Source organism: Paenibacillus algicola (assembly GCF_005577435.1).
GTDB lineage: Bacteria > Bacillota > Bacilli > Paenibacillales > Paenibacillaceae > Paenibacillus_AQ > Paenibacillus_AQ algicola.
Map to the genome: position 1 here is coordinate 2,774,516 of NZ_CP040396.1, position 21,078 is coordinate 2,795,593.

Annotated in this window: 18 protein-coding genes; 5 read left to right on the forward strand and 13 right to left on the reverse strand. The window is 52.8% G+C overall.

Going from position 1 to position 21,078, the window contains the following annotated elements:
- Positions 1 to 115: 115 nt before the first annotated feature.
- From helD to E6C60_RS12985, 3 genes are all read right to left on the reverse strand, one after another.
- Complete coding sequence (gene helD, locus E6C60_RS12975; RefSeq protein ID WP_138226232.1) at positions 116 to 2,440, reverse strand: RNA polymerase recycling motor HelD; 2,325 nt, start codon at positions 2,438 to 2,440, stop codon at positions 116 to 118.
- 27 nt (positions 2,441 to 2,467) lie between these two features.
- Positions 2,468 to 3,526, reverse strand: coding sequence for an FUSC family protein (locus E6C60_RS12980; RefSeq protein ID WP_138227795.1), 1,059 nt, complete (start codon positions 3,524 to 3,526; stop codon positions 2,468 to 2,470).
- Positions 3,527 to 3,640: 114 nt separating this feature from the next.
- Positions 3,641 to 4,294: a phosphatase PAP2 family protein gene (locus E6C60_RS12985; RefSeq protein WP_138226233.1), complete on the reverse strand. Its 654-nt coding sequence runs from the start codon at positions 4,292 to 4,294 to the stop codon at positions 3,641 to 3,643.
- Between the two features lie 103 nt (positions 4,295 to 4,397).
- Between E6C60_RS12985 and E6C60_RS12990 the strand changes: the two genes are divergently transcribed.
- On the forward strand, positions 4,398 to 6,686 hold the full coding sequence (locus E6C60_RS12990) for a glycosyl hydrolase (RefSeq protein ID WP_138226234.1): 2,289 nt from the start codon (positions 4,398 to 4,400) through the stop codon (positions 6,684 to 6,686).
- Between the two features lie 64 nt (positions 6,687 to 6,750).
- Here E6C60_RS12990 and mnmH read toward each other — a convergent pair whose 3' ends face one another.
- Together mnmH and selD are read right to left on the reverse strand one after the other, a co-directional pair.
- Positions 6,751 to 7,800 carry a tRNA 2-selenouridine(34) synthase MnmH gene (gene mnmH, locus E6C60_RS12995; RefSeq protein ID WP_138226235.1) on the reverse strand — a complete coding sequence of 350 codons (1,050 nt, stop codon included), beginning with the start codon at positions 7,798 to 7,800 and terminating at the stop codon, positions 6,751 to 6,753.
- Positions 7,801 to 7,839: 39 nt separating this feature from the next.
- A complete protein-coding gene (selD, locus tag E6C60_RS13000) occupies positions 7,840 to 8,889 on the reverse strand; it encodes a selenide, water dikinase SelD (RefSeq protein WP_138226236.1) in 1,050 nt (349 codons plus the stop codon).
- A gap of 196 nt (positions 8,890 to 9,085) precedes the next feature.
- Between selD and E6C60_RS13005 the strand changes: the two genes are divergently transcribed.
- From E6C60_RS13005 to E6C60_RS13015, 3 genes are all read left to right on the forward strand, one after another.
- The gene (locus E6C60_RS13005; RefSeq protein ID WP_138226237.1) at positions 9,086 to 10,156 is read left to right on the forward strand and encodes a permease; all 1,071 of its coding nucleotides are present in this window, start codon (positions 9,086 to 9,088) and stop codon (positions 10,154 to 10,156) included.
- Between the two features lie 102 nt (positions 10,157 to 10,258).
- The gene (locus E6C60_RS13010) at positions 10,259 to 11,395 is read left to right on the forward strand and encodes a peptidylprolyl isomerase (protein WP_138226238.1); all 1,137 of its coding nucleotides are present in this window, start codon (positions 10,259 to 10,261) and stop codon (positions 11,393 to 11,395) included.
- A 178-nt stretch (positions 11,396 to 11,573) separates the two neighbouring features.
- On the forward strand, positions 11,574 to 11,921 hold the full coding sequence (locus E6C60_RS13015) for a LytTR family transcriptional regulator DNA-binding domain-containing protein (protein WP_138226239.1): 348 nt from the start codon (positions 11,574 to 11,576) through the stop codon (positions 11,919 to 11,921).
- A 67-nt stretch (positions 11,922 to 11,988) separates the two neighbouring features.
- Here the strand turns inward: E6C60_RS13015 and E6C60_RS13020 are convergent, their stop codons facing one another.
- The 6 genes from E6C60_RS13020 to E6C60_RS13045 form a co-directional block, all read right to left on the reverse strand.
- A complete protein-coding gene (locus E6C60_RS13020; protein WP_138226240.1) occupies positions 11,989 to 12,978 on the reverse strand; it encodes an aldose 1-epimerase in 990 nt (329 codons plus the stop codon).
- A gap of 59 nt (positions 12,979 to 13,037) precedes the next feature.
- The gene (locus E6C60_RS13025; protein WP_325053156.1) at positions 13,038 to 14,660 is read right to left on the reverse strand and encodes a glycerol-3-phosphate dehydrogenase/oxidase; all 1,623 of its coding nucleotides are present in this window, start codon (positions 14,658 to 14,660) and stop codon (positions 13,038 to 13,040) included.
- Positions 14,661 to 14,881: 221 nt separating this feature from the next.
- Positions 14,882 to 16,372 (reverse strand): glycerol kinase GlpK, encoded by a 1,491-nt coding sequence (glpK, locus tag E6C60_RS13030; protein WP_138226242.1) that lies wholly within the window; start codon positions 16,370 to 16,372, stop codon positions 14,882 to 14,884.
- Between the two features lie 51 nt (positions 16,373 to 16,423).
- The gene (locus E6C60_RS13035; protein WP_138226243.1) at positions 16,424 to 16,984 is read right to left on the reverse strand and encodes a glycerol-3-phosphate responsive antiterminator; all 561 of its coding nucleotides are present in this window, start codon (positions 16,982 to 16,984) and stop codon (positions 16,424 to 16,426) included.
- 40 nt (positions 16,985 to 17,024) lie between these two features.
- Positions 17,025 to 18,446 (reverse strand): NAD-dependent succinate-semialdehyde dehydrogenase, encoded by a 1,422-nt coding sequence (locus E6C60_RS13040; RefSeq protein ID WP_138226244.1) that lies wholly within the window; start codon positions 18,444 to 18,446, stop codon positions 17,025 to 17,027.
- A gap of 56 nt (positions 18,447 to 18,502) precedes the next feature.
- Entirely contained in the window at positions 18,503 to 19,156 is a 654-nt protein-coding gene (locus E6C60_RS13045; RefSeq protein ID WP_138226245.1) for an ATP-binding cassette domain-containing protein, read from the reverse strand.
- A 300-nt stretch (positions 19,157 to 19,456) separates the two neighbouring features.
- Between E6C60_RS13045 and E6C60_RS13050 the strand changes: the two genes are divergently transcribed.
- The gene (locus E6C60_RS13050) at positions 19,457 to 20,062 is read left to right on the forward strand and encodes a nitroreductase family protein (RefSeq protein WP_138226246.1); all 606 of its coding nucleotides are present in this window, start codon (positions 19,457 to 19,459) and stop codon (positions 20,060 to 20,062) included.
- Positions 20,063 to 20,131: 69 nt separating this feature from the next.
- Here E6C60_RS13050 and E6C60_RS21155 read toward each other — a convergent pair whose 3' ends face one another.
- The gene (locus E6C60_RS21155) at positions 20,132 to 20,233 is read right to left on the reverse strand and encodes a sporulation protein YjcZ (RefSeq protein WP_138226247.1); all 102 of its coding nucleotides are present in this window, start codon (positions 20,231 to 20,233) and stop codon (positions 20,132 to 20,134) included.
- Positions 20,234 to 20,344: 111 nt separating this feature from the next.
- Entirely contained in the window at positions 20,345 to 21,049 is a 705-nt protein-coding gene (locus E6C60_RS13060; protein ID WP_138226248.1) for a nucleotidyltransferase domain-containing protein, read from the reverse strand.
- Between the last annotated feature and the right edge of the window lie 29 nt (positions 21,050 to 21,078).

The following is a 21,078-nucleotide window of genomic DNA, read 5'->3' on the forward strand; positions in this document are numbered from 1 at the left end:
ACATATTTCGACTTTTTTCTACAAAAAATGAAGGGCTAGTGACATGTATTTTCTGGAAGACAAAAAAAGCCTGCCTCCAAGGATTCCAGGTCCTTGAAAACAGGCCAAGCCGTCTCTATGAAGGAAGGAAGCGACTCCTCGCTCCGAGATGATAAATGTGCAGCTCATGCATGGCGCGGGTACAAGCGGTATAAAAAAGCTTGCGCTCTCTCTCTCGGGAGTAGAGCTCATCCGAGCCGTTATAGATCAGCACAGCATCAAATTCAACGCCCTTCGCTAAATAAGCAGGCACAACGAGAATGCCCTGCTCAAATGCCGGTGTTGATTTGGTAATCAATCGAATCGGCATTCGTGGTGATAGGCGGCGGTGCACCCCGCGGCTCTCCTCCTCGGTCTTGCAGATCATCGCCACATAGTGATAGCCCTGGGCTTGCAGCTCCTGCAAATCCTGTGCCACCAGCTCCTCCAGCTGCTTCTCCGACTCCGCCGGGATGACCTTTGGCGGGACACCTGGGCGATGAAAGGGAGTAATATGCTCTCCTCCTGGAATCATTTGGCGAGTAAATTCCACAATTTCACGAGTAGAGCGATAGCTCTTCGTTAACGATATGACCTCGGTTTCCGCCTCGCCGTACAGGCTAACCAGGCTCTGAAGCTCTCCCAGTGCTTCTCCATGGGCATAAATGGCCTGGTTCAAGTCGCCCAGCACGGTCATCTTGGCCCGGGGGAACAGCCGCTTTAGAAATTCAAGCTGAAACACGGAGTAGTCCTGAACCTCGTCCACAATCACGTGACGGATCGAGGTGTTCGTCCGAAATCCCTGAAGCAGCTCTCTTAAATACAAGTAGGGCGTGACATCCTCGTAATAAAGCTCCTTGCTGTTCATTTTGGCCAGGGTCTGGCGGCTGATCTCGTCCCACTCCCGGGGCAGCGAGGTTTCTGAATCCAGCAGCTCTGCAGTCATAGAAGCATTCTGGAACAATCGCCGGTACAGCCCCACCACATCAACAAAACGGTAGTTCTTGATCCACTGCCGAAGCGGCTTCAGCCGGGTACTGACCACCATCCGGGCCAGTGCTTCCTTCTCGGCATCAAAATCATCGAAGCTCAGCTCTCCCTTGCGCTGCTTCCTGCGCATGATCTGAAACGCACGCTGATAATCATCCTGGTCCAGCAGCTGGATCTGATCCTCCACCCAATCCGCCTTCCGCTCCTCGGCCGCAAAGGATGATAACGCCTTTAGCAGCCTGTCACGCATGAGATCCAGCCGGTTCGCAAGCTTGATGGCGGGATCAAAGCTGTAAAATTGCCGCACCATCTCTTCTCTGGACACAATAATCCGACCCTGGAATACAATGGGACGAAAGAGCATGTCCCGGGCTTCGAGGTGCTCCTTGTAAGTCTGAATCAAACGCAGATAACCCATCCCGGATTTGAAGGCAATGCCTTCTCTTCTCGCCTCAAGCCCTGGATCATCATGCTCAGCCAGCAGCTGTTCTGTCTGGGTAAATACATCCTCCAGCTCAAATTCCCGGCCCAAACGATGCTCCAGATAGGCTTGGAATGTGGTCTGCTGCATATTGTCCTCGCCAAGCTCCGGGAGCACCGTCGAAATATAGCTGTTAAACAGCGGGTTCGGCGAGAACAGAATCATCTGGTCGGCCTGCAGCGTATCCCGGTACTTATAGAGCAGATACGCCACCCGCTGCAGCGCTGCCGAGGTCTTGCCGCTGCCCGCGGCGCCCTGGACGATGAGCATTCGCGTTTTGTCGTTACGGATAACCGCATTCTGCTCCTTCTGGATGGTGGCGACGATATTTTTCATCTTGTCGTCAGCACTGTGGCTGAGCACCTGCTGCAGCAGCTCATCACCGATCGTTACGCCGGTATCGAACAGCACCTGGATTTGACGGTCCCGGATGACGAATTGCCGCTTGAGGCTCATCTCGCCCTTCACCATGCCGGAAGGCGTCTCATATTGAGCTTCACCCGGCGCTCCGTCATAATAAAGACTTGAAATGGGCGCCCGCCAGTCGTAGACCAGGAAGTTCTCCAGCTCTTCATCCATGACCGACCCGATCCCCAAATAAATGGGCTCCGCTGCGCTCTCTCCCGATTCTCTGAAGTCGATGCGGCCAAAATACGGTGAGTCCACAAGCTTCCGATATTTTTTCAGAGCCTTGCTCGCCTGTAAATGGGTCCGTTCCCGCTCTGAGAGCACCTGGGATTGCTGGCGGAGATTGGTGGATGTTTCTCCAACATCATCGGCTTCGCTGAAATTGATGGTGACCTCGTCCCAGAAGTCCTTTCTCATCTCGATGACGTCACCGCGAACGCCGCCGACCTGCTTCATTAACCGTTGAATATAGTGATCAATGATATCGGTAATCTCGGTAACCCGCTGCTGTTCTTCCTGCCAATCCTGATCCTGGATGGTCAAGTGACTCCCCCCTCGTTGTTTAGCTCTTTATTTTTTCAGCCACGCCAAAATACTGCGGCCATCCTTCTTCCGGTCAACAAAGCGGGAGATATGATCCGCTACCTGATTCAGCCTTTCCAGCATATGACCGTAATCATACATCGCCGCCGCAACCACCGCGATTCGGAAGCTGGAGGAGGACGCCGGTACAATTGTGGACATATCATCCATAAACCGCTGATTCTCAAAGGCCATATGCTCTGCCTCCTCCGCGTTCGGCTTCAGCTTATCTTCGAATTTCCATAAAATATGCTCGTGGAATTTAATCAGCCGCTCCAGATTCTCGTCCAGCCGCTGATCCAGCTCCGGCGATCGCTGGGCCTGAAAATAATGATTATGCACAGCAGTCAGAATATCATAGCCCTTCTGGAGGGATTCCAGCAAATGCTTGTATACGACCAGCTGACGCGACTGACTGTACTTGGGGCGCTTCAGCTTCTTCTGTTCCTCTTCGAACAGAGCATACTTGTCGCTCAAAGATTTAATGGCTCCGCCCAGCTGCTTCAGCTCTTCCCGGTATACAGAGTCCTTCATTTCATGCGAAATGGCGGAACGAAGCAGCAGCGACATTTTGACAAATACATTCTGGATTTGCTTGAAATACTGCTCCTTCGGCTTGGGTGGAAAGACAAAGACATTTACGAAAAAGGCAGAAAAAATACCAACCAGCGTCATGATGAACCGGTTGAGCGCAAAATCCCACTGCCCGGAGGCCTCCATCACGGAAATGACGGTGACCAGCGTCAGGCCGATCGTTTCGCCCATATTCAGCCGGATACAAATCATAATAACCAGTGTACATACCAGCCCGACGGAGATCGGCTGATTTGATAAGAACGTTCCCCAGAGCACCGCGATGACCGCACCCAGCGTGCTGGTTTGAAGCTGATCGAGAAAATATCTCCAAGACCGGTAAATCGACGGCTGCATGGCGAAAATTGCAGCAATTGCGGCAACAACCGGCGATTGAAGCCCCAGGAGCATCGTTATGTACAGGGCCAGCGTGACCGCCAGGCCTGTTTTTGCCATTCTTGCGCCAAAGGCCATCATTAGCCCCCCTTTTTACGATATGCATGCTTCATTGTATACCAGGTTACATGCAAATTGCGATGCACCTCTGATCCGGCTGGACAGAATGAGGGTTTCTCTTCAGCAGGAGGATCAGGATGCTTTTGCCGGCGATCGCTCCAGCCATTTATATTCATAGAACCCGATACAGAAGAGCAGCCAGGACAAGCTTGCAGCATAAGCTCCTGCGACATCACTAGGATAGTGTACGCCAAGGTAGACGCGGCTCATTCCGATTCCCAAGATCATCAGGCTGCTGGCAGCAAGCAGAACCAGCCGCCCCTTCCACCCGCTCCAGCGGCTCCACAGCAAATAACACAGTACTCCATATAAGGAAAAAGCCGCCATGGAATGCCCGCTGGGATAGCTGTAGCCGGTAATTTCGATGAGGCGGTTCACATCGGGCCGGACCCGGTGAAACAAAAGCTTCAGCACCACATTCCAAGCCTCTGATCCCAGCAGCACCAGAAGAAACAGCTTGATCTCGCCGTTTCTGCCTGCGGCGGCATAAAGATACCAGACCACCCACAATGCAATCACAATGATGGGACCCTTGGAGCCGATGAAGGTAAGCAGCCGGGCCCCTAATGTCCACATCGGGGCCTGAAATTCCTGTAACCACGGGTTAATCTGCAGCTCCCCCCCGGCAATGACCCAGGACGACAGCAGAACAAAAAGAAGTGCGCTGCACAAAGAGATGGTCCAAAGAGCTGCAATTCGGGTAGATATATATGGGCTTGGTTGCATGATGTAAGTCTCCCTCCTCTGCAGCCGTTTCATGAAGCCGTGCCGGTCTGACGTTCAGTATTTCTTAAACGAATATGATTTGATTGATTCAGGAGGTTTATGAATGAGAAACAAGTTCTGGTACAAGACCGCCCTTTCAAGTGTGCTGGCTATGGCCGCCGCTGCCTTTTCGGCTGCTCCTTCCAGTGTCCATGCCGCCGGCATCATGTCCGGGTCCGGCTCTTATTCTGCAGGCACGCCTGCCGAAGCCATGCCGCTGCAAGCCGAGCAATACATAACCGAGGATCTGCTGAACAAGCCGGTCCCTACGAATCAATGGTGGAGCAGCCTTCTCTGGGATTCCTTCTCCGAAGCACAGTATCCGCATCCGCTGGCTGTCCGGCATGAACCGCAAGGGCTGCGGATCTATCATCCCGGACCCCATCTTCTTCAAGAGCCCACGGTCATTGACGGTACAATGGCGGTTGACGGAGATTTTATTGCCGGACATACCGGCGAGAGCCAGTTTCCCGAGGCCCGGGTGGCCGGCTACAGTGACTGGTTCGTGGACGCCCAATATGAGTCAGGCCAGCATGAGATGAAGGTCAGCTACGGGCACGGATCTCCGTTCACGTATTTCACATATGCCGGAGGAAATCCCAAGCTGATCTTTCAAGAGACACCCGAGCTTTGGTACGGCGGCCGCAGCAGCTCCGTGCTCGGCATCACGGTCAACGGGTCCCACTATGGCCTGTTCGGGCCGACAGGCAGCACCTGGATCGGTCTAGACCGCCAGGAATGGGTCAACCAATTGAACGGCAAGGATTACTTCTCGATTGCCGTGCTGCCGGACAACCGGCCCGCTACATTGGAGAAGTTCCAGCAATATGCCTACTCCCATATCACAGATACCAAGGTGTCCTGGACATACGATGAAGAGCAGAGTGAGGTTACCTCAACCTACCGCTTCACAACCGAGCCGAAAGAAGGCCTTCGGTCCGGCACCTTGTTCACGATGTATCCTCATCAGTGGAAGTACACAGATACAGATCCCCTTCCCTACCGTTATGCTTCTGTGCGCGGGGATCTGGCCACCGGGGAGGGAGACCGCTTCACGACAGTTATGAAGTATCATGGTATTTTGCCCGCCCTTCCGGCGGTCGGTGAGGATCAGCTTTCCTCAATGAAAGCTTTGCTGGAGGAAGCCCGGAATGAGCCGGAGACCGGCGCCGCCGACTCATATTCGGCAGCCAAGGAGCTTGGCCGACTGACAGCCCTTCTCCCGCTGGCCAAGGACTCCGGGGAGAGTGAAGCCGCCGTTTTTTTTGAGCAGAAGCTTCAGGGTATGCTGGAGGACTGGCTCACATATACCGATGAAGACCGGGATCAGCTGTTCTATCCCTCCAGCTATTTCTATTACGATTTCGCATGGAGCACACTCATTGGCTATCCGGCGAGTCTGGGCAGTGACAGTGAGCTGAATGATCATCACATTGTGAATGGATATTTCATCAAAGCAGCCGCAGAGCTGGCCCGCCATAATCCGGAATGGGCGTCAGACAGCAGCTACGGCGGCATGGTAGACCTGCTCATCCGCGATATGGCAAGCCCTGACCGGCAGGATGCCCTGTTTCCTTTTCTCCGGGTATTTGATCCCTATGCCGGCCATTCCTGGTCATCCGGAGCTGCTCGTTACGGCAGCGGGAACTACAATGCAGCCTCCGGTGAAGTCATGAATGCCTGGTCTTCGCTGATCCTTTGGGGTGAGGCTACCCGGGATCCAGCGATTCGGAATCTCGGTATTTATTTGTACACGACTGAAATGCAAGCTATTCTTCAATACTGGCTTGATGCCGATCAGACGCATTTTCACGATGACTTTACGCCGGCGGGAGCTGCGGCGATCTGGGGCGGCAAAACCGAGGGTGACTCCACGTTATGGTCCACCCGTCCGGCAGAGGTTCAGGCTGCGAACTGGCTGCCCTTTAGCGGCTCTTCCTTGTATTTGACCGCTTCCCCTTCGCTCGCGGAGCGCCATTTCACAAAGCTGCGTCAAGATGAGCAGGACACAAGGGACGAAGAAGGCTTGCGAGACCTTGTATATATGTATCAGGCGATTTCTCAGCCCGAGGAAGCCCTGAAGGCTTTTGAAAATACGGCTCCGTTATTTGCAGCCCAGGCCGGCAGCTCCAAAGCTCATGCCTATGCCTGGATCTCCATGCTGAACGAGCGGGGCACGCAGAATAAGGACATCACAGCCGACACCCCTTTATACGCCGTATACAAGCATCCGGAGCATGGCAGCACCTACGTTGTATATAATATGTCCTCTTCTCCAGTGAATGTAACCTTTTCGGATGGGACGACAATGACTGCTTCACCGTCAGGCTTCACGGAGAAAACCTTACCTTAATATTAGATAATAAAAGCCCGGGGCGCCTTGAGGTTCATTTGAACCATGAGGCGCCCCCGGGCCTTTATGAGGTATGCTGCTGGAATCGTGCAGCCAGAATTTCTTTAAGCCGGGCAGCCGCGTCTTCTGCACTGTCTGCTTGAAGCTCCAGCTTACTCCCTTCCCCATACATCTGGGAGGTATGATCATAGCGGGGGTCATAGTAATGAAGCAGCAGCAGACGGACAGCGTCTGCAAACCGGTCTTCTTCCAGAGACTTATGAATTTCCGCTGCAATCGGGGTGTGAATCCGGTCCTTAATCCGCAAAAAAGCCTGAATGCACTGCTCCTTATACTCCTCCGGCCGGTAATCCTTTATGATCTGTGCCACGCGCTGCTCCAGCGGCAGCTGCAGCACAATCGCTGATCCTGCGGCCTTCTTATTCATAAGGAAATCCGGCAGGATGACTTTGCCGATTCGCTTGCTCTCTGCTTCCATAATTATATATGGGCTTGCAGACAGCTCCTGTAAACGCTCAAACAGCTGGGCGTCAAACATCTTCTGATTGTATGACGGGAGCCCGATATGGCCAAAGATCGAGCCCCGGTGCCCCGAGAGCCCTTCAAGATCCAATACGGGATAGCCTTCGGCTTGCAGCTGCTGCAGCACCTCTGTCTTGCCAGTGCCAGTAAAGCCGTGCAGTACGATGGCCTCTGTATCTAACGAGATGCTTCCCAGTGTGTCTACAACCAGCTTCCGATAGGCCTTGATCCCGCCCTGGATTCGTTTGACGTGAACATCCATTAACGACAGCACCGTAGCTGCCGTACGGCTGCGCATGCCGCCTCTCCAGCAAAATACGGCCTTATCGCCCTCCAGCTCTCTAAATTGACGGATAAAGGAAGGCAGCTTGGCGGACATAATCTCAAGTCCCCGGTCTTTGGCTGCTTCCACACTGACCTGCTTGTACAGGGTGCCGATCTCTGCCCGCTCTTCATCGTTAAACACCGGGATATTCACACTGCCGGGAATGGTGTATTCCCGGAATTCGGACGGCGACCGCACATCGATCAAGGTCATGCTCTTATGATGCTTCTGCTGGAGCCACTCTTCAACGGTTATGTCTTGAAACATGTCTATGCTCCTTTGCCTGATCCAAGAAAATAAGTAGTCTTATTCAACGGTGATTCTTCCTTGGTGCTCCTCCCCGACACGGCCAATGACAGCGGCCTCCAGGCCTCTCTCTTTCAGCTGCTGCAGCAATTGGTCCGCTTCATCGCCCTGTACAGAGATTAGCAATCCGCCAGAGGTTACGGCATCACACAGAATCCAGCGGTCAATCTGATCCATCTCGTCCGGGAAATCGACATCGCCCTTCACATGCTCATGGTTATTCTTCGTTCCTCCCGGAATGACGCCGGCCTCAGCCAGCTCCCTTACTCTTGGCAGGAGGGGCACGTCTGACTTGGTTATCGTAATGCCGGTGCCGCTGCCCTTCGCCATCTCCAGCGCATGACCCATCAAGCCGAAGCCTGTCACGTCAGTGCAGGCATGTACGGTGTAATGAGCCATCACCTCGGCAGCTATTTTGTTCAGCTGTGACATGACTGCGGTCAGGCGTTCCACCTCTTCCTTGCTCAGCAGATCCTTCTTGATGGAGCTGGATAAAATACCGACACCGATCGGCTTCGTGAGTACCAGCTTGTCTCCAGGCTTGGCTCCGGCATTGGTGCGGACCTTGCCGGGATGAATGGTTCCGGTAACGGCCAGACCGAATTTCGGCTCTTTATCATCAATGGAATGCCCTCCGACGAGCGTAATTCCTGCCTCCTTCAGCTTGTCCCCGGCTCCTCTTAGGATGTCAGACAGGATGCTCTTGTCCAGTGTTGAAATCGGAAACGCCACAATATTCAGAGCCGTTAACGGTGTGCCTCCCATAGCATAAATGTCACTGATTGCGTTGGCGGCTGCAATCTGGCCGAAGGAATATGGATCATCGACAATCGGGGTGAAGAAATCAACGGTCTGCACGATGGCCAGCTCGTCACTCAGGCGGTATACGCCGGCATCGTCGCTCGTATCAAGTCCGACCAGCAGGTCCGGATTCGGCTCGGCGGGCGGCAATGTGCGAATGACCTCTGCCAGATCGGCAGGGCCAATCTTGCAGCCGCAGCCGCCTTTGGACGAAAGCGAGGTTAGCTTAATGTTGTTGGATGGATTCATATGGGATACTTCCTTTCATCAACGAAAATCAGACTTCTATTATTATATGTAAATCCTTATGTGAAGTCCATGTTACTCCCGGGATGATCCATGAAACAGCTGTACCATGCGCATTGGAACCACTAGGCGTGTGTGATGTGATATAATGAGTCGTTCTTATTTTTGAAACATCTTATACTTGGAGGATTGATAGGAAGTGTCAGGTCCAAAAGCCTTGATCCCAATCGGTCAACAGCACCGCCGTAAGACGGTCTGGCTGGCCGTTTTGTTTGTTTTGATTACCATTGCCGGGCTGACCTATGTCAAATGGTGGCCCTACTATGGAAAAGCCTTGTCTGCCGCAGCAGAACGCAGCATCGGCACATCGATCCTGGATGCCGGGCGGAGCGCGGGCACGCCTTCCTTGCAGGCGGCCTGGGAGTATGCCCTTCTGTATTTCAAGGCGGTCTGGAAAGCGGCGGTGCTCGGAATTCTGCTCGGGACACTGCTCCAGAGCATGCTGCCTTCCCAATGGCTGCTCAAGGTGCTCGGGAAGACCACCTTTGGAAGCACCGCGGCGGGCGGCCTCGCCGCTTTGCCCGGCATGATGTGCTCCTGCTGCGCGGCACCCGTTGCGATCGGAATGCGCAAACAGAAGGTGTCCACGGGCGCTGCGCTCGCCTTTTGGATCGGCAACCCCACGCTGAATCCGGCCGTGCTTGTTTTTATGACATTTGTGCTATCGTGGAAGTTTACGCTGCTGCGGCTGTTCTTCGGAATTCTGCTTACCTTCGGTGTGAGCTATCTGGCTAACCGTTTCGCGGACCCCAAGGCGGTCGCGGACCTTCACAGCGTTGAAGCTAGTGAAAGAGATCAGGCAGCGGAGCCTTGGTGGAAGCGCTGGGTGTCCAACATGGCGAGCATGCTTCTCAAAGTGATTCCCGCTTACGTGCTGGCTGTATTGATCCTGGGTGCCCTGCAGGTCTGGATGTTCCCTCATCTTGGAGAGACGGCAGGCAATGACCTTATCATGATCTTCTTCTTTGCTGTTATGGGAATGCTGTTTGTAATTCCAACAGCCGCTGAGATCCCGATCATTCAATCCTTTATGGCGTTCGGATTAGGAACCGGGCCTGCTGCTGCCCTGCTTCTTACACTCCCGGCGATCAGCCTTCCCTCTCTTCTGATGCTGCGGAAATCTTTTCCGGCTAAGGTCTTAGGGTTTGTCATTCTCTCCGTAGTGGCCCTCGGGATTTTGTGCGGGATCGCCGGAATGCTGGTGCTGTAATTTTTTATGAATTCTTAAGGTAAGTTCTCTTTAAATCTGGTAAAGTGATACAAAAGATCAATAAAACCTATCATTTTAAGTCTCGAAGGGAGTCCATGGTACATGAAAGAGAACGAATCACAGTCCAGCCTAGGCGGACAGAATGAGGAAAACCTGGAGCAGGAGCAGAAGCCTGTTTCCTCTGTAGAGGAGCAGGAGCTTCATGAGGTCCGCAGAGCAGAAGCAGACGGGAGCCAGGAAGCCATTTCGAGTCAGCCTGTTCAGGAAGAAGCACGCGCCGGGGGGAACGGCGGAGGTGGGAAAGGCTGGATGGTGGCCTCCATTGTGCTTGCTGCAGCGCTCATCGTAGTATTAATTGTCCGCCCGTTTGAGAAGGATACCAGCAGCGAGCCGGTGGCATCTGTGAATAACGTCGCCATCACGAAGCAGGATCTGTACGATTCTCTCGTTGAAGCCGGCGGAGAGATGACCCTGGATAGCCTCATTACAGAAGAGATTATCAACCAAGAGGTCGCCAAGCAGTCCATTGAGGTTACCGATGCCGAGGTAACTGCAGAGATTGAATCCTTGAAGAGCATGTTCAAGTCCGAGGAAGAGTTTAATAATGTGCTGATGCAGAATGGCCTGACTCTGGACATTTTGAAAGAACAGAGCATGGAGCAGTTGAAGATGAAGAAGCTCCTCGGAGACAAAATCAACGTCACAGAAGATGAAGTCAAGCAAATGTTTGATCAGGTGAAAGACAACTTCTCCTCGCCGGAGCAGGTTCGTGCCTCCCACATTCTGGTGGAAACCGAGGAAGAAGCCAAGGCGGTGATCAAGCAGCTGGATGAGGGAGCCGATTTCGCGGCCATCGCTGCCGAGAAGAATGAGGACGCGACGAAAGATAAAGGCGGGGATCTCGGCTTCTTCCAGGAAGTCGGACAGATGGATCCGGCCTTCTCTGAAGCAGCCTTCAAGCTGGAAAAGGGCACGTACAGCAAAGAGCCGGTGGAATCCTCTTTCGGATTTCATATCATACTCGTGACCGACCGCACCGAAGCTGTGAATCCGACGCTGGAGGACAAGCAGGAGGCTTTACGCACTCAGCTCGAAACCTCCCAGGCCATGCAGCAGTCCGAAACCTATATTCAGGAGCTGAAAGGCAAGGCGAAGATTACGAACACCCTGGAGAAGGCGGAGGAGCCAGCAGCCGAAGAAAGCCCAGCGGCAGAACAGCCATCCGACTCCACCAAGTAAATAAGGATTCAGAGGCATTGGCGAAGAAGGTCCCGTGTTCGTAACGGGACCTTCTTTAATGCTGAGAAAAGGAGAACTTAAGATATCCATTTTGGAAAAAACTCTTTCCCCTTCCTGCAAAACATGTTACCATGTAAGCGTTACCAAATAAGGATACTGTCCTAAAGGGGGAATCAGAATGATAATGTACGCGCCGGGTTCCAGAAATATTTATGAGGACTTCGTGGTGGAGACGGACATTCTGTTCTTTAAGACCGGATCTCATAGCTTGGTCAGCTTCCACGGCAAGAACTACAATATAAAGAAAAGAATGTCTGCCGACCGAATGACCGCCCTTCTCTCTGGCAAGCAATTTTACAATGTCGGAGGAAGCTGCTACGTGAATGTCGATAAGATCACAGAGGTAGAGCAGGGTATTATTTATTTCGGGGAGAAATCCCCGACCGCCAAGGTGCTTCGAATTCCACGCTGGAGACAAGAGCCGCTGAAACGGTTCCTGGCTTCGAGCAAGCAGCCTGTCAGCTAAGCTAAACCGCAAAGGGCCGCTGCTGCAGAATCTTCATACATTCTGCAGCAGCGGCCCTTTGACCTGTCTATTTTAGATAAAAGCGGGACGTTTCCTCCCAGATGTCACCCGGGTTCAGCGCATACAGCCCGATTTGTTCAGGCGGCAGCTCCACGTTAGGCGCATTCACAAGATTGATCTGCGGCTCCGGACAGAAGAACTCCTTGCAGGCGCCATTGTTCCAGATCATCCATTGCTTGTAGGACGTACCGGCATCGTAGACGAGCGTCTTGCCGATTCGCCGGTCTGTCAGCTCCATCGTGTTTCGCCCCTGCTGCGGCGCGGCGGAATAGTGGTTGTCCAATCCGGCAAAATACGGATTTACCCCATCCCCCTTCAGCTGTTCTTCTTCGGGCGTCAAGCTCTGGAGCTGCCCGGTAGGCAGCATCCGCTCACTCATTTCCCACCGTTCTCCGATACTTAGCCTGACCACACAATCCTCAGGGCTGCTGTCAACATGAAACGGTGCATTCACCGCCGTATGGAAGGCAAGCAGACACGGCATCGGCTGATCTCCTTCATTCCGGATAAACACGCGTTGAGAAAGTCCGTCCATGCTTAGGGTATACGTCAGCTTGAAGGTAAACTCGTGTGGAAGCATGGAATACACCGGATGCTGCGAATTCACCGTCACACGGACGGTCACGTAGCTCTCCCGCCCAGTGACACCGTAATCCTCAACTTCCCAAGGAATAGTATGCAAAAAACCGTGCAAATGGTTGTTCGTCGCTTCCTCATTTATAGGGAACTGATACATCTGCCCATTCCAAGGGAATTTCCCATCCTCATACCGATTGGGCGGAAACAACACTGGAATCCCGTGTACACCGGGATTTTGCTTGAACTCCTCCATGTTCCCCTCTTGCGGTTCTCTCAAGAAGCGGTATCCCTGATCCACGTCCCGGAAGGCAATCAGATTGCCTCCCACTCCTGGAAGGATCGCCGCTTCATAGGATTCACACTTGAGCCATACCGCAGGCTCGCCCTGATATTGACCTTCATAAGCCTTCAGATTCATGATCGACTTTCCCTCCTCTTCTCATCATTTGACTAGTATAGATTACCATAAGGAAGGGCTTACTTACTATCGACGACATGGACCGCTCTTTCGATCTCGCGCTCCAGCTCTTGCGCGTAGCTTTCCTGCTGTCGCTCACTCCAGCCGAGGAATGAAGCCATGCACTGAATGACCGGCTGCTTCCACGCAAGTGTCCAGCGGATATTGAATAACAGCGAGCCGGTGCGCCGAATCAGGAAATCGACAGGCTTTACCGCCATTTCGTGGATCATCGCATAGAGCAGTGGAATATACACAGCGACAGGGAGCCCGTATTGCGCGCCTTCAGAGCCATGCTGGTGGGACAGCTGATACAGCACTCCCGCATTGGAGCCGTACATCTGCGCCCAGCTCCGAGCAAGTTCAGCCTCTACGCCAAGCTGTATCCCGGCTTGAGTCTGCTCCTGGATGAAAGCTTGAAATCCTGAAGACCCTCCAACGTGGCCTCCGGAAATGGGAAGGTGCTTCGTGCGACAAGGCTCAAAGGCAGGCCCGCCCTCTTCTGCAATTCTTCGGGTGACGAGCTGCAGCACCATATCCGCCATCTTCCGGTAGCCTGTAAGCTTTCCGCCAGCGATCGTAATCAGACCGGAATGGGATTCCCACACTTCATCCTTTCGGGAGATTTCAGAAGGGCTCTTCCCTTCCTCTCCAATTAAGGGCCGTACCCCTGCCCAGCTAGACTCTACATCTGGCGCCGTCAGTTGAATTTGCGGGAACATAAACTGAATGGCATTCAAAATATAACTCTGGTCCTCCTCCGTCATATGAGGCTGAACCGGATCCTCCTGATAGAGAGTATCGGTCGTACCCACATAGGTCTTGCCATCTCGCGGGATTGCAAACATCATTCTGCCATCCGGCGTATCAAAATACACCGCCTGCTGCAGCGGAAACCGACTCTGATCAATCACGAGATGAACGCCTTTGGTCAGCTGCAGCATTTTTCCCTTTCTGGACTGATCCAGCTCGCGAATCTGATCCACCCAAGGCCCCGTCGCATTGACAATTTTGCGGCCATGCACGTTCTGAAGCTCCCCATCCGTCATATCCTTCACGGTCACCCCGGTCAGATGTCCGTGCGCATCATACCTTAGTGATTCCGCTTTGACGTAATTAAGCACGACGGCACCCCGCTCTTCTGCTTCCTTCAGCACCTCGAGTGTAAGACGGGCGTCATCCGTCCGGTATTCCACGTAGTAGCCGGCACCCTTCAGCCCTTCCTGCTTCAGAAGCGGCTCCCGCTGCAGCGTCTGTGCTGCTGTCAGCATGGAACGACGCTCCTCTTTTTTTACGCCTGCAAGAAAATCATATACCTTTAAGCCGATCGAAGTGCTGAGCTTGCCGAAGGTCCCTCCCTTGTGAATAGGCAGCAGCATCCACTCCGGTGTGGTAACATGAGGGCCGTTCTCATACACAATCGCTCGTTCCTTCCCGACCTCTGCCACCATACCCACCTCCAGCTGTTTCAAATACCGGAGGCCTCCGTGCACCAGCTTGGTAGATCGGCTGCTCGTGCCGGCAGCAAAATCCTGCATCTCCAGCAGCAGCACCTTCATCCCGCGGGTTACTGCGTCCAGAGCAATGCCTGCGCCGGTAATCCCTCCGCCAATAATAATCAAATCATACGCAGAGTCAGCCATAGTAGAAAAAATGTGTTTCCTCTTCAAGCTTGAAAAATTCATGGGATCTCCTCCTGATCTGAAGCATGAGTCAACATAACGCAAAAAAAGAGACCACAAGCACTGCGGTACCTCTTGTAATCAAGTACGGTCCGCGTCATGTGGTCTCTCCAGGTCTCCTGACGAATATTAACTTGTGACTCATTATATCACGCCGACTCCCGTATTGACTACAGCATTGCTTAATGAAAAGCCATGGCAGCAGCTACAGCTTTCTTCCAGCCTGAATATAACTGCTCCCGTCGTGCCGGCTCCATGGCAGGCTGAAAGAGTCGGTCCCTGCTCCATTTGCGGCTGATCTCTTCCTGATCCTTCCAAAACCCGATCGCCAGGCCGGCAAGATAAGCGGCTCCCAGAGCTGTTGTTTCACTAATCACAGGCCGTTCAACCGGCACGTTCAGTATATTGCTTTGAAACTCCATCAGAAATGAATTCAAAGCCGCGCCTCCGTCTACCCGGAGCGTTTCTATAGGGCAGCCGCTATCCTGCTCCATGACAGACAGCACATCACAGGTCTGATATGCGAGGGCTTCCAGGGTTGCCCGGATAAAATGCTCCTTCGTAGTGCCCCGGGTCAATCCAAACACCGCGCCCCGCACCTCACTGTTCCAGTATGGACTTCCCAGCCCGACAAAGGCCGGCACAACATATACACCGTCGCTAGAGTCTACTCTTCTCGCGTAAGCCTCGCTGTCCTTAGCCTCGCGGAACATGCGCAGCCCGTCACGGAGCCATTGAATAGCAGAGCCGGAAACAAAGACACTCCCTTCCAGCGCATATTGGACGGAGCCATCTATTCCCCATGCAATCGTCGTAATCAGACCGTGCTTGGACTGCACGGGCTGCTCTCCAGTGTTCATGAGCATGAAGCTGCCGGTACCATATGTCGTCTTCGCCATCCCCTTGTAAAAGCAGGCCTGCCCGAACAAGGCTGCCTGCTGATCGCCAGCCGCCCCGGCAATCGGCACCTCCCGCCCAAAAAAGTGATGACTAACCGTATTGGCATACACCTCGGAAGATGGGGAAGCCTTTGGCAGCATTTCTTTCGGAATGTTTAAAAGCTTTAGCAGCTCATCGTCCCAGACAAGCTCGTGGATATTAAACAGCATCGTACGTGAAGCATTAGAGTAGTCTGTCACATGAGCTTTACCGCCGGACAGCTTCCAGATCAGCCAGCTGTCGATCGTTCCGAACAGCAATTCCCCCCGTTCTGCCCGTTCCTGTGCTCCTTCTACGTGATCCAGAATCCACCGGATCTTGGTCGCCGAGAAATAAGGGTCAATCAGTAGACCTGTTTTACGATTGATGGTCTCCTGATGGCCTTCCCGGGCGAGCCGGTCACAAATATCCTGGGTCTGTCTGGACTGCCAGACGATCGCATTATAAATGGGAATTCCGGTTTCCTTATCCCACACCACGGTCGTTTCCCGTTGATTCGTAATGCCAATCCCTTCGATCTGCTCTGTCTGAATGCCATGCTCTGACAAGCAGGTCGCAATGACCGCCAGAATGGAGCCCCAGATTTCATTCGCATTCTGCTCCACCCAGCCCGGCTGAGGAAAATACTGCGGAAATTCCTTTTGAGCGGAATATACACTTGCGCCCTCCTGATTGAACAAGATGGCACGGGAGCTGGTGGTGCCTTGATCCAAGGCAAGTATGTATTTCTCCATCCTCAATCTCCTTTCACCTAGCTTATTGCATTCACAACAATGTAAACGTTATCAAGACGGAAGATAATGCTGAAACAGCTCTCTGCTTGAGGTGGTGACGGCCCGTGCTCCAGCCCGGATTGCCTCCTCCACCTGCTGGGGCGAACGAATCAAGCCCCCGGCGATGACGGGAATGCCTGTACGCAAGCGCACCTCTTCTATCATGTGCGGCATGGCCCCTGGCAGCACCTCGATGTAATCCGGCTGTGTCTTTTCAAGCAATGCGTAGCTCTTCTCCAGCGCCAATGTATCGAGCATGAACACCCGCTGAATGGCGGTGATGCCCTTCTGCTTTGCCTTCATAATAACACTGGACCGAGTCGAAATTAAACCGTCCGGCCGAATTTCCTGACATAAATAATCAGCAGCGTACTCATCATTTTTCAGCCCCTGAATCAAATCGGCATGCAGAAGCATGGATTTTTGTGTCTGCCGGATGAGCCGATACAGCTGGCCCAGCCGTGACATTTGCGTATCCAGCAGCACACCGCAGGCATAGGGACTCTCCAGTATACGCTCCAGCTCTTTGATCTGCTTCGCTGCCGGCAGTATTTTTTGCTCATGAAAGCTCAAATGCCCTTCCCCTCCCTCTTCACAAACAAAGCCGGGACCCTTACAGCCCCAGCGAAATATATTTCACTTCCACATATTCTTCAATCCCGTAATGACCGCCTTCACGGCCAAGACCGCTTTGCTTGAATCCGCCAAAGGGTGCCTGGGCTGTGGATGGTAGCGGATCATTAATTCCAACAATACCATACTCCAGCGCTTCGGAGATTCGTACCGCCTCTCCCAGATGTTCTGTGAACACATATGCCGCGAGTCCGTAGGGACTGTTATTGGCCCGATCAATAACCTCTTCCTCCGTGTGATACACCGTAATGGGCGCGAGCGGTCCGAACGTTTCCTCCTGCATGCACAGCATATCATCTGTGGCATCCATAATGATGGTGGGAGAAATATACGTACTAGTATTGCTGCCAGGCTGCTCACCCGTGAGAAGCCTGCCTCCCTTTCTTAAAGCGTCCTGAATGTGATCTCGCACCTTGCGCGCTGCCTCATCGTGAATTAACGGCCCGATGTCAATCCCATCCTCCATTCCGTTGCCAACCTTCAGCCTGGAAGCCAGAGCTGTCACTTTGCGGGAGAACTCCTCTGCAACTTCGGCTTGAACATAGATTCTGTTGGCACAGATACAGGTTTGACCACCATTGCGGAATTTGGACAATAGGACACCCTGCGCAGCCTTATCCAGATCCGCCTGATTCGTCACTATGAAGGGAGCGTGACCGCCAAGCTCCAAAGAAATTTTCTTCAAGGTTTCGGCTGCCCCCTGCATCAGCTGCTTGCCCACGGCTGTAGAGCCGGTAAAAGAGAGCTTTCGTACCCGGCTGTCCTTCTGCCAGGCTTCTCCAATCTCCGCTGCGCTTCCCGTCACGACATTGATCACGCCCGCCGGAATGCCGGCTTCATGGGCCAGCTCCGCCAGCTTTAGCGCCGTGTATGGGGTTTCTTCGGAAGGCTTGATCACGACCGTACAGCCCGCCGCCAAGGCGGGTGCGGCCTTCCGCGTAATCATCGAAGCCGGGAAATTCCAAGGCGTGATCGCTGCCGCAACGCCAACCGGCTGCTTCGTGACAAAGATTCTTTTGCCTGCAGCTGAGGCCGGGATGGTTTCACCATAGATACGCTTTCCTTCCTCCGCATACCAGTCAATGAAGCTGTTAGCATATGCAATCTCTCCCGCTGCTTCCTTCAATGGCTTTCCCTGCTCCAGGGTCATGATCTCAGCCAGCTCCTCCGTATGCTGCTTGATCAGATCATGCCAGCGGCGCATGAGACTTCCGCGCTCTCCTGCCGTCAGTGACGACCAGCTCTTGAACGCTGCCGCAGCAGCATCCACAGCCCGAACGGCTTCATCTTGACCTCCCCGAGGAACATGCCCCAGAACAGAGCCGTCAGCCGGGTTGATCACCTCCATGGTGTCAGAAGCAGTAATCCACTCTCCATGAATGAACATGGCCTGTTTTAACATGATGTCAGCCTCCTTCTCACTATGTATTATCCACAGGCAGGACAAGCGAAGCAATATCAGGAGGCCTCGATCCGGCCGTTTCGAAGTGCAAATACGCAGTCTGCATTGCAAAATGCACAATGATGCTCAGGATGAGCCAGCACAATGGTCTTCTGCCCCTCGGCTGCCAGCCTGCGCAGGATGGTCATCATGTCTTCGCATTGCTGGACATTCAGCTGTTGAAAGGGCTCATCCAGCAGCACGTAGTCTGAATTCTGGGCTATGATCATCGCGATATATGCCCGCTGGGTGTCATCCTCGTTCAGCTGATGCATATAGGTATGCTGCAGCTTTCTAAGGTCCATACTATCTAAAGCTTCATCCATGTATTGATGGTCTTCCTCATTGAGCTGCCCCCGGCTGTGCGGAAAACGTCCGAACGCGACCAGCTCCCGAACTGTGAGCCGAAGACCAATCGAGCGCGTCTGCTTCAATATGGATGTCTTCCGTGACAGGTCAGTGCTTTTCCAATGATTAATTTCTTTGCCATCCAGCCAGATTTCACCGCTGTCTTTGGAAATGACTCTGCTGATCATGGACAGCAGGCTGCTTTTGCCCGAGCCTTGAGGTCCCGTGATCGAAGTAATCTGTCCTTGCGGAATGGTTGCTGAAATCTGATCCAGTGCCTGCACACCATTGTACGATTTGCTCACATTCAGAAGCTGTATCAAGAGGCATCCTCCTTCACCATGTCGTTGTTGTTATCTATAAGAAATAAGGGATCTGTCACACTTAAATGATATTGATTATCATTCGCATACACTCAAAGTATAGCACCCCTTTTTGGATCCAACAAGCCAAGTGTGGAGGTAAAAGCCCATTTATTTGCTCTGAAATGTTTAAAAGGTTTGGAATACGATTAAATATGCTTGACAAGATAATCATCTTAATATTAAGATACTTACGTAATTAGTGTTTCTAACTAATTGTAATTACTTGATCTCACTATATTCTAGGAGGGTATTTCAATCATGTCTATGGATTTTCAAGCTGCACTGGAGCATCGCCGTTCGTACTATGGAATTAGCAAGGAATCTCCAATCTCCGATGATCGCATTCACGAAATCGTGAACGAAGCGGTGAAATATACACCAACCTCTTTCAATTCACAAAGTGCACGTGCTGTGGTACTGCTCGGCGAGCAGCATGACAAGCTGTGGAACCATACGGAAAGCATCCTGCGTGAGGTTGTTGGAGGCAGTGACGAGCAATTCAAATCCACCGCTGACAAAATGGCTTCCTTCCGCGCCGGCTACGGTACCGTTCTGTTCTTTGAAGACAGCACGGTGATTGCCAATCTGCAAGCCCAATTTGCACTGTATGCCGATAACTTCCCGATCTGGGCTCAGCAATCCAACGGCATGCTGCAATTTGTAGTGTGGACGATGCTGGAAACTGAAGGCCTGGGCGCATCCCTGCAGCACTACAATCCGCTGATTGACGAGAATGTAAGAAACGAGTGGAATTTGCCGGAAAGCTGGAAGCTGATTGCCCAAATGCCATTTGGCAAGCCAACCTCAGAACCGGGTGAGAAGGAATTCCAGCCGCTGGACGAGCGTGTGAAGGTGTTTAAATAATTGGAATGGCCATAAGGTACAAAATAAAGCCGGCTGCTTGCAGCCGGCTTTACAATGCTTCAGGTTACGTTAGATGAAGAAAGTCGAAGTGATGATAACCAGAAGAATGAACAGTACCAGAATTACACCTGTTGTTGTTCCCCAAACGCCTCCACCGTGGCATGCGCTCATGAAGATCCCTCCTGAGAAAAAGTTGTGTGTGATCTAGTCACAATGACAATATATTCTCCGGGACGTCAGGTGCAACGGCAAACGCCCAGAGGTGAGGAATATCCTAAGATCCTATCCTTCCTGTCCCGCAAGCATTCTTCCCCCGTATGGTGCCAGCATCTCGTCGGCAGCTGCAAGCAAAGGCCTGGTCTCCCCCGATTTATACAGCGTCATCAACGCCTGCTCCAATCCCCCCGCGATGGCCGGGTTGAAGGATTCCAGGCGCCGAAACAGCGTTTTACCCTCGCCAACCCATTGCAGATGAACCCGCAAATAAAACTCACTGAGCAGTGTGCTTAGCTTTTGTGCTGTAAAATACAGCTCCCCTGGTCTAGCTGCACCCACTAAATCCATCATATACTCCGTTATGGTATACCGGCTCTCGGCAATATCATAGGAGGTGAGCGGCATGGGACCATAATCCAGATCACGCTGGGCCGCCTTTCGCACCTCTTCCCCTTCAGGTGTTGTGACAATCACCTTTCCTTCCGTTAGCATGATTTGCAATGTCGGGTTGGCCGCCACTACCCCTGCATCGAACATCTCCTCGAAGCCGGAGCTATGCAGCAAAAAGATCTCCACCACCCAGCCTCCAGACTGCACAGTCCTTCTGTCAAAATCGTCTGTCGCCCCGTCATCCACAATGACAATGTCCAGATCCGAGTGCTCATTAGCCTCTCCCCGCGCAGCACTACCTCCAAGCACAGCCAGCAGGCAATTACGATAGTGCTCCTGCACGACCTGCCTCGCTGCCTCCAGAGGCTCTTGTCGCTTCATTGGATGTTCCTCCCCTGACTGAATTTTGC